Raw genomic sequence first — 15,825 nt, 5'->3', positions numbered from 1 at the left:
TGCATTTCTTCATATTTCTTTTCTCTATTTCTTCTATATTCTCAACATTTCTTTTTTTATATCCCTCTTCTATAATACATAAACAGAGCTTATCTGCCATAAGCAACAGATAAGCTCATCTTATTTTCGTATCTATACATCCAGTTCCAGGACAAATCCATCCTCACCCTTGCAAGGCTTCCACTCTGCCAGATCTGCCTCGTCACTGTTCGGTTTTCCTGTCTTGATGAAATTTGACCAATATGCGATCATTCTTTCACTTAAAGCAAAATCCGCTTCTGTCATTGGTCTCCAACACCGGGAGAGCGTACCGAACATATACCAGAGTTCTGCCGAATGAAATGCTCCCGCATCATCACCCGGCAACTGACGTTTAAAATAGTACACATATGCCGGATCTGCTCCTGCCTGCTCTAAAAATCTGCTCCAATCCACACATCCCTGATAAAGTCTGCTTTTCACACCCGCGTCTGCATCTTTCTTTTCTACAAATATGTCATTCTGATTAGAACCGATTAAATATGGAATCTTTTTAATCTTTCCCTGTTCGATCTGCCGATCATATCCTTCCGGAAGTACATATCCGTCCACATTCGGACGCATTACCAACCCTGCGCCTTGTTGCATCATTTCGCCCATAAAACGTCCAAATGCCACATACAACTCTTCTGCCGACATTTCTCGCAGTTCTTGAAGATTTTTAGCGCCCGTCTGCTTTACAAATGCTTCTCCATATGTCATCGCCTCTTCTAAGGACAGGTCATCATTCATTCCGTTATTGTATCCGCCGCCGCTTTGCATCACAGCCTTGCTCATCATGTTTTCAGTCAACGGAGAGGATACCAGCGTCTGTACACTCATCGCCCCTGCACTTTGTCCCATAACTGTAATTACTTCCGGATCGCCGCCAAATGCACGGATATTTCGGGAAACCCATTGCAGTGCGGTGATCTGGTCCATGATTCCGTAATTACCGGACACCCCTTTTTCACTTTCCGCACTGAGCCATGGATGTGCAAGGAATCCAAATAAATTCAAACGATAATTGATCGTAACAAGAATGATTCCATTTTCACAAAAACGTTCTCCGTCAAATTCCATTTCGCTTCCATAACCGCCCATAAATGCGCCGCCGTGGATCCAAACCGCAACCGGAAGTTTCTCTTCTCCTGACTTTGCCGGAGTCCAAATATTTAAATACAGACTGTCCTCACTGCATGGAACATCATAAGACTTTTCCGAATAAAACTCTTTGTCATAAAACGGCATCTCTCTGATTTCCTGCATACTTTTACACGGAAATTTTTCCGCCGAATACACGCCGTCCCATGCTCCCAACGGCTGCGGCGGCTGCCATCTCAATTCTCCGACCGGTGCTTTTGCGTAAGGTATTCCTCTAAATACGGAATACGCATCCTTTGAAACACCTTGCACTTCGCCATACTCTGTTCTTACTCGATCAACTGCCATTTTTCATCATCCTTTCACTGCACCCATTACCAAACCTTTCGCAAAATATTTCTGGAAGAACGGATACAATACTAAGATCGGCAAAATACCGATTACGGCAATCGCCATACGCGCAGTCGTTGTCGGAAGATCTGCGGTATTAAATCCACCTACATTCGTCGATGCCAGGAACGCGATATTCGTATTGATCTCATTCAGAATATTTTGTATCGTATAAAGATGTGCCGACTGGTCTTTTGTTAAATAGTATAAACCATTTTGCCAGTCATTCCAATAAGCAATTCCGGTCATCAGACCTACCGTTGCAAGAATCGGTTTTGAAAGCGGCTGCACGATCTTAAAGAAAATATAAAATTCGCCGGCTCCGTCTATTCTTGCAGATTCGTAAAGTTCTTCCGGAATACTATGTTCATAATAATTTCGGACAAGCATGATCATAAATGCACTCATCAGAAGATTCGGTAAAAGCAGTCCCCAGATTGTATTTTTCACATGAAATACTCTTGTATAGATCATGTAAGTCGGCACCAATCCACCGTTAAACAACATCGTGAAAATCACAAGGAAATTCAATATTTTCACACCCGGAAGTTTTCGTTTTGACAACATATAGGCAAGCATCGATGTGATGATGATCGATACAACCGTTCCGATTGCCGTAACAAGAATCGTCATTCCGTAAGCACGCGCATATTTTCCAATATCTTGCAGCAAATATTCATATGCCCCAAAAGACCATTTTTCAGGGAAATAAGAATATCCGTTTAGAATCGCCGTTTTGTCATCCGTAAATGACGCTATGATTAATAATAAAAACGGAAGAATCGCTGCGACAGAGCATATCATCATTATAATATTTGCCGCCAGACTCCAACGTTTCTGATCCTTTGATACCATCGTTTTCCCTCCTAAAACAGTGAACTCTTCTCATCGTATTTCTTGATGATCTGATTTGCGGTAACAATAAAGATAAATCCTACGATCGACTGTATGAAACTTGCCGCAGACGACATTGCAATATCGTTACGCTGTAATAACGCTCGGTAAACATATGTATCGATTGTCTGAGTTACATTATAAAGTGCGCCTTGATTCATCGGCACCTGATAGAACAAACCGAAGTCTGATCGGAAGATCTGACCTACGTTCATAATAAACAACATAATAATCGTCGGTTTGATCAGTGGAATCGTAATAAATCTGTGCTGTTTCCATTTTGACGCGCCATCCAACTGTGCCGCCTCGTAAAGAGATTTATCAATTCCGACGATCGTCGACAAATACAAGATCATTCCAAAACCGATATTTTTCCACTGATTTACAAATGTAAGAATAAACGGCCAATATTTTGTCTCTGCATAAAACTCAATCGGACTCTTTCCTAATGCTTCCAAGATCCCGTTCACAAGACCATTGGTCGGTGATAAGTATGCGAACACCAGATAAGCAATGACAACCATCGACATCAGATACGGCATCAAGATCACTGTCTGATAAAATTTCTTCAGTTTCGCATTATACACCTCATTAAGCAAAATTGCCGCTCCGACGCCGACAACAATCCCCAGCACAATCCATACAATGTTGTACAGCAAAGTATTGCGGATCATGATCGCAGCGTCTCCCGTTGCAAACAAAAATTCAAAGTTCTTTAATCCAACCCATGGACTTTTCCAGATTCCCAAATTATATTTGAAGTCTTTAAATGCGATCTGAAGTCCCATCAGCGGCATATAGTTATTAATGAATAAATAGATAAATCCCGGAAGTCCCATCAGGTAAAACGGAAGCCAATGCTTCCAATTTGTTTTTTTCTTTTTCTTTGCCGGTTTCATAATTTCTCCTTTTTCTAAGACAGGGAACCATTTCGGTTCCCTGCTGATGATCACTTTATCTTATTACATTTTCTGCTTACTGCTGCTCCATATATGCGTCTAACTGCTTCTGATTTTCTTCGATGATCGCTGTCATTCCTGCTTTATCCAGAGCATTTACAAACTCTTCGATCGCCGCATCAACATTTTCCACATTTCCTGACTGAAGTCTCGGCAAATGTTCTGCAATCACATTGGAAACCGCCCCTGCTTCCGCAGATACATTTGTAACGTCAAATACATATCCTAATGATTTCGATGTCGGCACATCTTTATTAAATTCCTCTACCTTCTCCAGATAGTCATCTCCATTCGGTACTGCTGTCATTGCTTTTGTCGGATCGCCATATTTTGTAAACAGAGAAGTATAACCTTCCGGTCCTACTTCCGCACCCTCTGCTGTACATACGTTTTCAGTACCTTCTACTTTTGTATAATGTTTTCCTTCAATACCATACTGTAACAGATTTGCCACATCCGCATTTGTATAAATCAGTTCCAACAGTTCCATTGCCTTTTCCGGATGTTTGCTGTTTGCCGCAATTCCCCACATTCTTTCTGCTGTTGATGCTGTTGTAATGATCGGATCGTCTAACTGTGCAATATCAATTGCAAATGACTGTCCGCTCTGCCATGTTGCAAACTGTGACATATCATAACCGGTCGGAAGACCGAATAATTTTTCCATCTTAAAATATTCCTGCGGGGTTGTCGTATCTGTCAAAGAACCCGCCGGCATATAATCGTTATCGGTCCAATTCTTAGCAGCCACACAATAATTTTTAAACAGGTCGCTTGCATAGAAGTTTTCCACTTTTGTGGAATTTACCGGATCTGCAATATATCCAAAATCTGCATTTATTCCAAATGTCTCCACATTATAGTACATATGCACATTTAAAGCTCCGCTTGTCCCCGCTGATGTCCCATATACATCCTTTGCTTTTACTGCTTCAAAATAGCGTGTAAGATCATCAAGATCTGCGCCTTTTTCTATTGTAATTCCAAGTTCATCCGCCATATCTTTGTTGTATACAAATCCCGGGCTGTTTGCTACGTATGGATTTGCCGGAAGCGCATACTGCACGCCGTTCACCTGTCCGGCTTTCAAAACATTTTCTACTGCTGCCACATAATTCGGAGCATACTCCAGATAATCATCCAGTTCCATCAAAATTCCGTCATCATAAATGTCTGCCAATTTCTGAGTCAATCCAACTGCTACAATATCCATTTTCTCATCGCTGACGATATTCATACTTGTTGTCGTCGGAAGATCGCCGATGAACAGATTCTGAATATCCACTTTGCAGTTGATTTCTTTTTCTGTGATCTTGTTGAGTTCTGCCTCAACCGCCTCTACGTCCGGCAGTTCCGGCACTACGTTTACCAACTGAATGGCGATCGTCTCTGTCTCCCCGCTGTCTGCCTGCGGTTTCTTCCCCTCATCCTTTGATCCTGATCCACACCCTGCCAGTACGGTGGTCAACATTGTCATAATAAGTAATGAGCTGACTACTTTCTTCTTCATGTTTTTCTCCTCCTTTAAACGAGCCGTTGTTTTATATTCAGATTGTATCAACTCTATGTATGTATTTATAGCACAATCCTGTTCTCCTACTGACACATTTATGACTTCTTTTTTCTTCTTTTTCTCCTTAATTTTCTTCTTAGTTTTCTTTTCGAAATTGGGCCGGTGTTTTCCCTGTTTCTCTCTTAAATATTTTACTGAAATAGGAATAGTTTCCATATCCCACCATATCTGCGATCTTATTAACATGATAATCGGTGTGAAGCAGTAATTTTTCCGCAACTTCGATCCTTTTTTTCATCATAAACTCTAAAATAGAAATATTCTCTTCTTTTTTGAATATCCGCATCAGATACTGCGGATTCAAATGCACTTCTTTCGCAAGATCTTCGATATAGATATTCTCTGACAAATGTTCGATAATGTATTGCTTTACCTTTGGGATCACTGATGCATTTTCAGAATCCCTCTCCTCCAGATCGTGTACGATCGATTCGGACACGCTTTCTACCACAGCCTTTCTGCTCAGACTTTTTACCAATTTCATTAGAATCGTATCCATTTCTTCATAATTCACCGGCTTCAGTACATAATCCACACTTCCCAGACGTAGCGCTCGTCTCGCATAATCAAAATCTTCATGTCCGGTAATAAACACGCACTCTATCTCCGGATAATGCTGCCGCATCCATTCCGCCAGATCCAATCCCGTTCCATTGGGCATCTCTATATCGCAGAGCATAAAGTCAATTTCTTCATTTTTTAATACTTGCTGCGCCTGCTGCATCGACCGTGCGGTAAACACCTGATCCACCCCGTATTTTTCCCACTGTATCCTTCGTGTCAACGCTTTTAAAGCAACAATTTCATCATCTACAACCAACGCTCTCATCTGTTACGCATCCCCCTTTTCTTTCCTTTCCAAGATCAATTCCACTCTTGTCCCATTGGGACGATCTCTTCCGATCTTCAATTCTGCTTTTCCCTCATACAACACTTCCAAACGTTCGATCGCATTTTGTATTCCAACCCCAAGTCCGTCCTGGTATTGCTTTGTCTCTCGGAATCGCTTGATTTTTTCCAATATTTCATCAGAAATTCCTTTCCCTGTATCAGCAACAAAAATCTGGATTTTTTCATCTCCCATTTTCTTCGCGATCACAAAAATATCAATACTATTTCCGATCATAAGAGAATGCTTGATCGCATTTTCCACAAAATTTTGGATCAAGAGCGGAGGGATCAAACAGTTGTCTAATTCTTCGTCCCATTCCACGATCGCAAAAAACTCTTCCGGGTAGCGAGCCCGCTGAATTTCAAAATAATTCCTGATGTGGAGCATTTCATTTTTCAGTTCCACAAAATCTGTATTTGCATTTACGATATAACGAAAATATTGAGACAAGCATAAAATCATCTTCTGGATCAGCGGATATTCATCCTGTTCGTAACTATACAAAATATTCATCGCATTTAAAATAAAATGCGGTTGGATCTGCTGACTCAAAAAACATCTTCGGATCTTCTCTTTTTCAAGCTGCTGTTCATATACGTCGATTTTCAATTCCGACATCTCGTCCAACATCCGGTTAAAGTTTTTATTGATCTGTTCAAATTCACTTCCCGCGCTTTTTTCTGTAATTCGAAATTCCGTATCTCCATGTTCGATACGCTTCATCGCAGAAGAAAGTTGGTTTAAAGGAACGATCATCCACCTTCGCAGCACATATAAGATTACCGGAATCGCGAGCAATACGAGAATCATCGACCAACTCAAAATCTGAGTCATGCCGGAAAAATTGTTTTTGATCGTACTTCTCGAAATTACTTGTATTAAAGAGAAATCCGCATATTTATTTTCCGTTCTGATCACGATATATCCCGCTTTCTTTGGATTTTTCAAGACTGTTTCCAAATCAATATTTTCCGTATTTTTCTCACTGTAAATCTGTCGATCTTCGGAAATAAACGCTTGGATCTGCGGGCTTCCGTCTTCTTTTACGATTCTCCGTAAAATCTGATTCAGATCAAACCACGCTCCGAAATAAGCATTTTGATGTTTGCCTACATATAGTGCAATGTCTGTTGTTTCAAGATCTACCACTTCCCAGTACCCTACTTTTTGAATTTCTTTTTCTTCTATAATTCGATTAATCTGTTCAAAAAGTTCCGTCTGATACGAAGAATAATTGGATTCGACTATTTTTATCTCTTTTTCCGGAAAAAACGCATACATTCCCGCCGCAAATATGTTATCATCTATCGCCTTATTCATTACTTCTTTCAGTCTTACAACCGACTGTAATTCATCATAATATTCCGTTGTAGTTGTGATTTTTTTCGAATTGATCTTTGCAAAATCCACATCATCAACTGCGATCTGCTGCGTTTTCCACGCTGCGCGCTTCATTGCATCCTCCACTTGCAGCATATACAGATCCAATGCGCCTTTTGTTTCCGACGCAAACTGTTCTTCGGCACGATTTACCGCCATTTTCCCAAGTAAGATCGTCACAACATTCACCGGGATCATCACCGCAATAACGATACACATCACACGGATCACGGAAGATGAAAACAACTGCTTCCACGTTATCTTTCTTTTCATGATCATTTTTCCTTTCCTTTACACTATTTCTATTTTACTGTTATTCCCCCTTCAAATACAATGTAATTTTTTTATATCTATCCAACAAATTTTCAGTTGCTTTATCCTTGCTTTTAGTCACTTTTTCTGTTAATTTCCCACAAATTCTTTCTTTTTTTAGCATTTTTATTGTATAATATTTCTACATGTTTGTGAAAATGAAATCTTTTTATGTTACTGTAAATTTCTTTTCACTTTGATTTTAGAAAAAGGCAGGTACAAATTTATGTGGGCTTACAATGAAACCTTTTATCAAATCTATCCGATTGGCTTTTGTGATGCACCGATCCACAATGACGGGATCTGTATTCCGCGCATTCGAAAAATTTCTGAGTGGAGCGCTTATCTGCAAGAACTTGGGATTGGTTCTATCATTCTCAATCCAATCTTTGAATCGGATAATCACGGATATGATACTCGAGATTTTCGATCAATCGACTGCCGTCTCGGCACAAATGACGATTTCCGCGCTGTCTGTAAAGACCTTCACGCACATCAGATCAACATCATCCTTGACGGTGTGTTTAATCATGTAGGACGGGGATTCTGGGCATTTCAAGATGTATTGGAAAAGAAATGGGATTCTCCGTACAAAGACTGGTTCCATATCAGTTTTGACGGAAACAGTTGCTATAATGACGGCTTCTGGTATGAAGGATGGGAAGGACATTTTGAGCTTGTTAAACTCAATCTTCAAAATCCGGCTGTCACAGACTATCTTCTTGGCTGCGTCAAATTCTGGATCGAAGAGTTTGATATTGACGGACTCCGACTGGATGTAGCTTATAGTCTGGATCACAATTTTATGCGCCGTCTCCGTACGTTCTGTGAAGAGCTAAAACCGGGATTTGCATTGATCGGAGAAGTATTATTCGGCGATTATAACTTGATCGTCAACGATGATATGCTGCATAGCTGCACCAACTATGAATGTTATAAAGGAATTTATTCCAGTTTGAATAGTATGAACCTGTTCGAGATCGCACATTCTCTGAACCGTCAGTACGGACCGGAACAATGGTGTATCTACCGTGGCAAGCATCTGATGAACTTTGTAGACAACCATGACGTCACTCGGATTGCAAGTATCTTAGCAAATAAAAATCATCTGCCGCTTGCATACGGTATTCTCTTTGGTATGCCCGGTATTCCGTGCATTTACTATGGAAGTGAATGGGGGGAACTCGGTGAAAAAGCGCCCGATAACGATTATGCACTCCGCCCGTCTTTTGAAGCGCCGATACCGAATGAACTCACGGACTTTCTGAAAAAACTGATCTCGCTTCGTAAGAACAGCGACGCTCTTTGTAACGGCGGATACAAAAATATCGTAATCACCAATCACCAGTTGATTTTTGAACGAAAGAGCGATTCCGAACGTGTCCTTGTTGCGATCAATGCTTCGGATGCAGATCTCACAGCAAATCACGGAGATTTCAACGGAACCTGTACCGATCTGCTCACAGGGAAGGCACACACGTTGTCCGGTTCGGTCGAACTGCCGAAATACAGTGTCATGTTCTTGAAAATGGATTAAATAAAACACCATGCAAAAAGCCTGCGCACCCGAAATTAGCTTTTCGGTGCACAGGCTTTTTTATTCATTATTTTTCTTTGTACATTGACGCTACTCTTTTACAAGAACTTTTTCAATCTCTGCAATATACATCATATGGTAATCCTGATCCGGATAATGTGTCGTATCATTTTCTTTGACATCGAAACATTCCCCTTTCAATTCTTGATGATATTGCTTTTTGCATACAAAGATCAGTTCCGCTTCTTCAAATGCGGTTGTTCCGTCTACATAATACGGTGTCAATCCGGCTTCTTTTTCCTTCTCGCAGTCCCGACCGGATTTGCGCCCGCAGACAGCAAGCGCCTTTCTGTACTCTTCATTGTAAAATGAAATCGTAAAGCGTTCATTCCGGTCTACAAACTCTTTTGTATAACGCTGCGGACGGACATAAACTGTGGCGACTTTTTTGCCCCACATGATTCCAAGTCCGCCCCAGCTTGCAGTCATCGTATTGTGCGACGCCTCATCTCCTGCCGTGATCAGCATCCATTCTTTCCCGATCTTATCAAATGGATTGAAACTCAATTCTTCTGCCCGGATCTCACGAAATGCCATTGTTCTTCCTCCTGATTCCTTTTATTTTACAACGACTTTACGGAAGTTTTTCTTTCCTTTTTTGATCACAACGCCGTCTCCTGCCAACGCATCTTTCTCAAACGCCGCATAAATGTCCGCAACTTTTTCACCGTCCACTGCGACTCCGCCCTGCTGTACGGCACGGCGCGCTTCGGATTTGGACGGAACAAGTCCGCTCTTTACAAGCATCGTCAAAATATCGATCTTTCCGTCTGTGAAATCTTCCTCTGTCAGCTCCGCTGTCGGCATTTCCGCCGCATTTCCCTGACTGAACAAAGCTCTTGCGCTCTCCTGCGCCCGTTTCGCTTCCTCTTCGCCGTGGACAAGACTTGTCAGCTCGTATGCGAGGATCTCTTTTGCCTGATTCAACTGGCTTCCCTCCCAGGAATCCATCTCGTCGATCTGCTCAAGCGGCAGGAATGTCAGCATACGGATACATTTCAGTACGTCTGCATCGCCGACATTTCTCCAATACTGGTAGAAATCAAACGGGGACGTTTTATTCGGATCCAGCCATACCGCTCCGGACTGTGTCTTGCCCATCTTCTTTCCCTCGGAGTTGAGAAGCAGTGTGATCGTCATCGCACTTGCGTCTTTTCCGAGTTTGCGGCGGATCAGTTCCGTTCCTGCCAGCATATTGCTCCACTGATCGTCTCCTCCGAACTGCAGATTACATCCGTAATTCTGGTACAGTGCATAGAAATCGTACGCCTGCATGATCATGTAGTTAAACTCGAGGAAGCTTAGGCCCTTTTCCATTCTCTGTTTGTAGCACTCTGCGCTCAGCATCCGGTTCACGCTGAAATGTGCGCCGACTTCCCGGAGCACTTCGATATAATTCAGATCCATCAGCCAGTCTGCATTATTGACCATCAATGCTTTTCCCTCTGAGAAATCGATAAATTTACTCATCTGCTCTTTGAAGCAGTCGCAGTTGTGCTGGATCGTCTCCGGCGTCATCATCTGACGCATATCGGTTCTTCCTGACGGATCGCCGATCATTCCGGTTCCGCCTCCGATCAAAGCGATCGGCTTATTTCCTGCCATCTGCAGACGTTTCATCAGGCAGAGCGCCATGAAATGTCCCACATGCAGACTGTCCGCCGTCGGGTCGAATCCGATATAAAACGTCGCCTTTCCGTTGTTGATCAGATCTGCGATCAATTCCTCATCTGTCACCTGCGCGATCAGTCCGCGCGCTTTCAGTTCGTCGTAAATTTTCATCTTCTTTCTTCTCCTCTCAAGCTCTTCGTTTCTGTGAGGACGCGGAGCGCTTTTATTCCATCGGATGCAATTTCCTGTCCAATAAAAACAAACAAAAAAACCCGCCCTCACTGTTATCGTAAGGACGAGTTGATCACCCGTGGTACCACCTTCATTCACGCCAGACTCACGTCTGCCGCCTCATCAGCAACACCGGAAACAAATGCACTTCTTATATACTGACGGTATCTGTCTCTTCATTGCCCGGCATGTTAACGTCTGCCAGTCCGTCGCAGCCTACTTGCTTCTTACCGCCTGCATCCATCCATCAGGTATCTCTCCTCCGGATGCTCGATACGCAGTTATGTGTTCGGTGCGCAGCTCCGAGATGTATTCGCCATATGCGGGATCATGCGCCTCTCATCAGCCGGCAGCTTTCTGTTTTCCCCGGATATCACTACTTGTTCTCTTCCAAGCCTTTTTTCTGTATCTGTTGCCTATACTACTCCATCACCCTCGCTTTTGTCAAGGTCTTTTTCGTATTCGATCCGCATCAGCATCAATCCATGCGGCGGCGCCGTCACGCCTGCGGATTCCCGGTCTTTCGTCTCAAGAATACCGCGCACGTCTTCCGGCGTATAAAATCCCCGCCCGACCTGCAGAAGCGTTCCCGCAATGATCCGCACCATATTGTAAAGAAATCCATTTCCCCGAACCCGGATCGTCAGGTCTTCTCCGCTTTTCTCCACGGTCAGCTCATAGATCGTGCGTACCGTATCTTCCACATCGGTATGGATATTGCAGAAACTTGCAAAATCATGTTCTCCGACAAGGTATCCTGCCGCTTTCCGCATCTGCTCCAGATCCAAATGATACGACACAAAATACGTCGTATAACGTCTGGTCGGATCCGGCATCTTAGCGTTCAAAATATGATATTCATACGTCTTTACGCTGTTCTGATACCGCGGATGCCAGTCTTTCGGAACTTCTTCCGATTTTACGACCACGATATCATCCGGCAGCTTTTGGTTCACCGCATAGGAGATCCGGTCCGGAGGAATCGGGGAATCCGTATCAAATACTGCCACGTTTCCTCTGGCATGCACACCGGAATCGGTTCGGCTCGCCCCGATCACATTCACCTTTGTCCCGGTCAGCGCAGAAAGCGCACGGTTCAATACTTCTTCCACGGTAATGCCGTTTGGCTGCACCTGCCATCCGCAGTAATTCGTTCCGTCATAAGCGACCGTCAGTTTAATGCGCCTCATATCCTGTCCTCTCCCTGAAATATCCTGTCTTCTTTCTTAAAAAATCCATATCTGAAACGGCACAAACCTGCCCACCAGAACGATCACGACCATATACAGGATCGTGATCCCGTACGCCGCGCGGTCCCGTTTCCGGTACACGAGCGGCTTCATCTTCGTCCGTCCCTCGCCGCCGTTGTAACACCTTGCTTCCATCGCCATTGCCAGATCATTTGCACGGCGGAAAGCAGACACAAAAAGCGGTACGAGGATCGGCACCATCGCTTTCGTCCGCTGAATGATATTGCCGCTCTCCAGATCCGCGCCGCGCGCGATCTGCGCCTTCATGATCTTGTCCGTCTCTTCAAGGAGGATCGGGATAAAACGGAGCGCGATCGACATCATCATTGCAACTTCATGCACCGGGACATGCAGTTTGTTCAGCGGATGCAGCAGTTTCTCGATTCCGTCCGTCAACGCGTTCGGCGTTGTCGTAAAGGTCATCAGCGACGATCCCATGATCAGATAGATCAGGCGGACCGCCATAAACACGGACGTCCGCAGCCCTTTTTCATAAATATGCAGAAAGCCGATATGCACCAGTTCTTTCCCGCCTGTCGTCAAAAACAAGTTCATCACCACAGTAAACATCAGGATGATCACGATCGCTTTGAGCCCTCGTAAAATAAATTTCAGCGGAACCTTACTTGCATGGATCACCCAAAACAAAAATACCGTTGCGATCGCATAGCCAAGCAGGCTGTTCTGTACAAACAGGGAAATCAAAAACAGCAGCGTGCACACGATCTTCACGCGCGGATCCAGCCGGTGTATGACACTGTCTGCCGGATAATATTGTCCGATTGTAATATCTCTAATCATGGAAACTCCTCATTATCTCTTCTGCCGCCTCTTCGATCGTCGTCGCATCCGTGCGTACCGGAAGTCCGCACTCCTTTAGATCATGCATGATATACGTCACCTGCGGCGCTGCAAGTCCAACCTGTTCCAGTTCCCGGTAATGGGAAAAGACTTCTTTAGGCGTACCGTCCAGCATCTTCTCCCCGCGGTTCATCACGATGATCCGCTCTACATATTTTGCAATGTCTTCCATACTGTGTGATACGAGCACGACCGCCATGTCCGTCTGCTCATGCAGATGGCGGATCTGCTCCAAAATCTCATCCCGGCCTTTCGGATCCAATCCCGCCGTCGGTTCATCCAACACGAGTACTTTCGGGCGCATTGCCAGTACGCCTGCGATCGCCGCACGCCGTTTCTGTCCGCCGGAAAGCTCGAACGGCGACTGATGATAATATTTCTCCGGAAATCCGACCAGTTCCAACGCTTCTTTCGCCCGGATCTCACATTCTTCTTTCGAAAGTCCCAGATTCTTCGGTCCGAAACAAACATCGGTAAACACGTCCGCCTCAAACAGCTGATATTCCGGATACTGGAATACCAGTCCGACTTGCGAACGGAGCGCTGTCAGATTGAACCCCTCATCGTAAATATTTTCACCATTGTAATACAATTTACCGGAAGTTGCCTTGATCAGCCCGTTCAAATGCTGGATCAGCGTCGATTTTCCCGAACCGGTATGCCCGATGATCCCGAGAAACTGACCGTCCGGAATTTCCAGATCGATGTCTTTCAACGCATGTTTTTCATATGCTGTTCCGGGGCTGTATATATAATTGATTTTTTCAAGCCGAATCGCCATTGTCTACTCCTATCTCTTTTTCAGTGCCATGATGTGTTCCACCAGTTCTTCACTGTGCAGGATCCCCCGCGGCAGATCCAACCCACGTTTCCGAAGCTCCTCCGCCAGCATAGTCGCCTGCGGCACATCCATTCCATACTGCTTCAGCTCTTCCACCCGCGAAAAGATTTCCCGCGGTGTTCCGTCCATCACAACACGTCCATGATCCATGACATACACCCGGTCGGCGTCGATCACCTCTTCCATATAATGCGTGATCAGGATCACCGTCACCTGTTTCTTTTTCCGCAGTTCCTGCACCGTGCGGATCACATCTTTCCGTCCGTTCGGATCGAGCATCGCCGTCGGCTCGTCCAACACGATACATTTCGGTTCCATCGCGATCACACCTGCGATCGCCACCCGCTGTTTCTGTCCACCGGACAGTTTATTCGGGGAATGGGAGCGGTATTCGATCATCCCGACTGCCTTTAAGCTTTCTTCCACCCGTGTCCAGATTTCGTCGGTCGGCACGCCCAAATTTTCCGGGCCGAACCCCACATCTTCTTCCACGACAGTCCCGATGATCTGGTTGTCCGGATTCTGAAACACCATGCCGGCGCTCTGCCGTACATTCCATAATTCATCCGGATCTCTTGTGTCTCTTCCGTCCACCCACATCGTACCTCCGCTTGGCACGAGAATCGCATTGATCTGCTTGGCAAGGGTCGATTTCCCGGAACCGTTATGTCCGAGGATCGCCACGAACTGCCCCGGCAAAACGTCCAGATCTACTCCGTCGATGGCGCGGCTCATTCCGATCACATTGCCCTCTTCATCCCGTTTTTCATATTCATAAATCAGTTCTTTTGCCTGCACCATTTCCATCCGCATCCGTCCTCCTGATCCTTTACGCCTGTCTGTCCTTGTTTCTTTAAAACTTATGTTCCTTATTTTAGGATATTGCTCCGGCTTTTTCAACCCTCTTTTACAACGTCATCGATTCCGGCTCGAAACATCATCCCGGTTTTGTTTCCCGGCGTCGTTCCGGTTTACGAGGATCACTCCGCCGCTGACAAACAGAAGCGCCGCCAGATATTTCACGGAGAAGATCGTCTCGCCCAGCAGGATTCCCGACAGGAGCACGCCAAAGATCGGGATCGTAAATCCGTAGACCGCCACTTTTCCCACCGGATTATATTTTAATAACAGTGTCCACAGACTGAACGCCACCGTCGAAAGCAGCGCCATATAGAACAAAAGCGCCGCGGATTTCCATGTGAACACACCTACATCGCCGTGAAGCAGCCATCCGATCACGATCAGCAGCGCGCTTCCGATCAACGTCTGATATGCCGTGATCGTCATCGGACTTTCCCGGTCGGAGATCATTTTCAGCAACACCGTGCTGACGCCGTATGCAATCGTGCAAAGCAGCACCATTCCCTCCCCGAGGAAACGGAAGCCGCCTCCAAATCCGCCCGGTTCCAGATTGACAAGTACCACGCCCGCCAGTCCCAATATACATCCGAGACCTTTTTTCCATGTCATCCGTTCGGAACGGATCATATAATGTGCCGCCACGATCGAGACAAACGCATTGGACGCATTGATGATCGAGCCTTTCGCCCCGGTCGTATGTGCCAGTCCGATATAAAAGCAGACATACTGGATCGTCGTCTGAAGTACGCCTTGACGGAAGATCACACCGAAATTCTCCCGCTTCATCCGCAAAATCCGCCTTTCCAGCAGACATCCCAACGCAAAAGTCAGAACGCCTGACAGGAAAAACCTGTACCCGGCAAACAAAATCTGGCTCCCGATTCCCTCGATTTCCATCCATTCATATCCGATCTTGATACATGGAAAGGCACTGCCCCACAACGCGCAGCAGAGCAGTGCCAAAACACAGATCACGATCGGATTCTGTAATTTCTTTTCCATTTTGTTATGTTCCTTTTATTTATTCGGGAGACTTTCTTCGCTCCCTTTG

General features: G+C 44.9%; 14 protein-coding genes. 1 reads left to right on the top strand and 13 read right to left on the bottom strand.

Features of this window, described 5'->3' with window-relative positions; all coding sequences use genetic code 11:
* Window positions 1-132: 132 nt before the first annotated feature.
* From I2H87_RS07160 to I2H87_RS07135, 6 genes are all read right to left on the bottom strand, one after another.
* On the bottom strand, window positions 133-1,470 hold the full coding sequence (locus tag I2H87_RS07160; protein WP_195609604.1) for a carboxylesterase/lipase family protein: 1,338 nt from the start codon (window positions 1,468-1,470) through the stop codon (window positions 133-135).
* Between the two features lie 6 nt (window positions 1,471-1,476).
* Window positions 1,477-2,367 (bottom strand): carbohydrate ABC transporter permease, encoded by an 891-nt coding sequence (locus tag I2H87_RS07155; protein ID WP_009266606.1) that lies wholly within the window; start codon window positions 2,365-2,367, stop codon window positions 1,477-1,479.
* Window positions 2,368-2,378: 11 nt separating this feature from the next.
* Window positions 2,379-3,305, bottom strand: coding sequence for an ABC transporter permease (locus I2H87_RS07150; RefSeq protein ID WP_009266607.1), 927 nt, complete (start codon window positions 3,303-3,305; stop codon window positions 2,379-2,381).
* Window positions 3,306-3,381: 76 nt separating this feature from the next.
* A complete protein-coding gene (locus I2H87_RS07145) occupies window positions 3,382-4,875 on the bottom strand; it encodes an ABC transporter substrate-binding protein (RefSeq protein WP_195609603.1) in 1,494 nt (497 codons plus the stop codon).
* A 139-nt stretch (window positions 4,876-5,014) separates the two neighbouring features.
* On the bottom strand, window positions 5,015-5,767 hold the full coding sequence (locus I2H87_RS07140; protein WP_009266609.1) for a response regulator transcription factor: 753 nt from the start codon (window positions 5,765-5,767) through the stop codon (window positions 5,015-5,017).
* Between the two features lie 3 nt (window positions 5,768-5,770).
* Window positions 5,771-7,483: a sensor histidine kinase gene (locus I2H87_RS07135; protein ID WP_195609602.1), complete on the bottom strand. Its 1,713-nt coding sequence runs from the start codon at window positions 7,481-7,483 to the stop codon at window positions 5,771-5,773.
* Window positions 7,484-7,748: 265 nt separating this feature from the next.
* Here I2H87_RS07135 and I2H87_RS07130 point away from each other — a divergent pair, with 265 nt between their 5' ends.
* Window positions 7,749-9,059, top strand: a complete 1,311-nt coding sequence (locus tag I2H87_RS07130) for an alpha-amylase family glycosyl hydrolase (RefSeq protein ID WP_195609601.1) — start codon at window positions 7,749-7,751, stop codon at window positions 9,057-9,059.
* A gap of 90 nt (window positions 9,060-9,149) precedes the next feature.
* Here I2H87_RS07130 and I2H87_RS07125 read toward each other — a convergent pair whose 3' ends face one another.
* From I2H87_RS07125 to I2H87_RS07095, 7 genes are all read right to left on the bottom strand, one after another.
* The gene (locus I2H87_RS07125) at window positions 9,150-9,656 is read right to left on the bottom strand and encodes a flavin reductase family protein (RefSeq protein ID WP_195609600.1); all 507 of its coding nucleotides are present in this window, start codon (window positions 9,654-9,656) and stop codon (window positions 9,150-9,152) included.
* A gap of 21 nt (window positions 9,657-9,677) precedes the next feature.
* Window positions 9,678-10,901, bottom strand: coding sequence for a tyrosine--tRNA ligase (gene tyrS, locus I2H87_RS07120; RefSeq protein WP_195609599.1), 1,224 nt, complete (start codon window positions 10,899-10,901; stop codon window positions 9,678-9,680).
* A gap of 476 nt (window positions 10,902-11,377) precedes the next feature.
* Window positions 11,378-12,151, bottom strand: a complete 774-nt coding sequence (gene truA, locus I2H87_RS07115; RefSeq protein ID WP_022152203.1) for a tRNA pseudouridine(38-40) synthase TruA — start codon at window positions 12,149-12,151, stop codon at window positions 11,378-11,380.
* A 36-nt stretch (window positions 12,152-12,187) separates the two neighbouring features.
* A complete protein-coding gene (locus tag I2H87_RS07110; protein ID WP_022152202.1) occupies window positions 12,188-13,012 on the bottom strand; it encodes an energy-coupling factor transporter transmembrane component T family protein in 825 nt (274 codons plus the stop codon).
* Entirely contained in the window at window positions 13,005-13,853 is an 849-nt protein-coding gene (locus I2H87_RS07105; RefSeq protein ID WP_009266617.1) for an energy-coupling factor transporter ATPase, read from the bottom strand. Before I2H87_RS07105 ends, I2H87_RS07110 begins: the two co-directional genes overlap by 8 nt.
* Window positions 13,854-13,862: 9 nt before the next feature.
* Window positions 13,863-14,720 (bottom strand): energy-coupling factor transporter ATPase, encoded by an 858-nt coding sequence (locus tag I2H87_RS07100; RefSeq protein WP_009266618.1) that lies wholly within the window; start codon window positions 14,718-14,720, stop codon window positions 13,863-13,865.
* Between the two features lie 108 nt (window positions 14,721-14,828).
* Window positions 14,829-15,776 carry a DMT family transporter gene (locus I2H87_RS07095; RefSeq protein ID WP_009266619.1) on the bottom strand — a complete coding sequence of 316 codons (948 nt, stop codon included), beginning with the start codon at window positions 15,774-15,776 and terminating at the stop codon, window positions 14,829-14,831.
* Window positions 15,777-15,825: the final 49 nt, after the last annotated feature.

Source organism: Mediterraneibacter glycyrrhizinilyticus, assembly GCF_015560805.1.
GTDB lineage: Bacteria > Bacillota > Clostridia > Lachnospirales > Lachnospiraceae > Schaedlerella > Schaedlerella glycyrrhizinilytica_A.
This window is presented reverse-complemented; position numbering and strand designations above follow the sequence as displayed.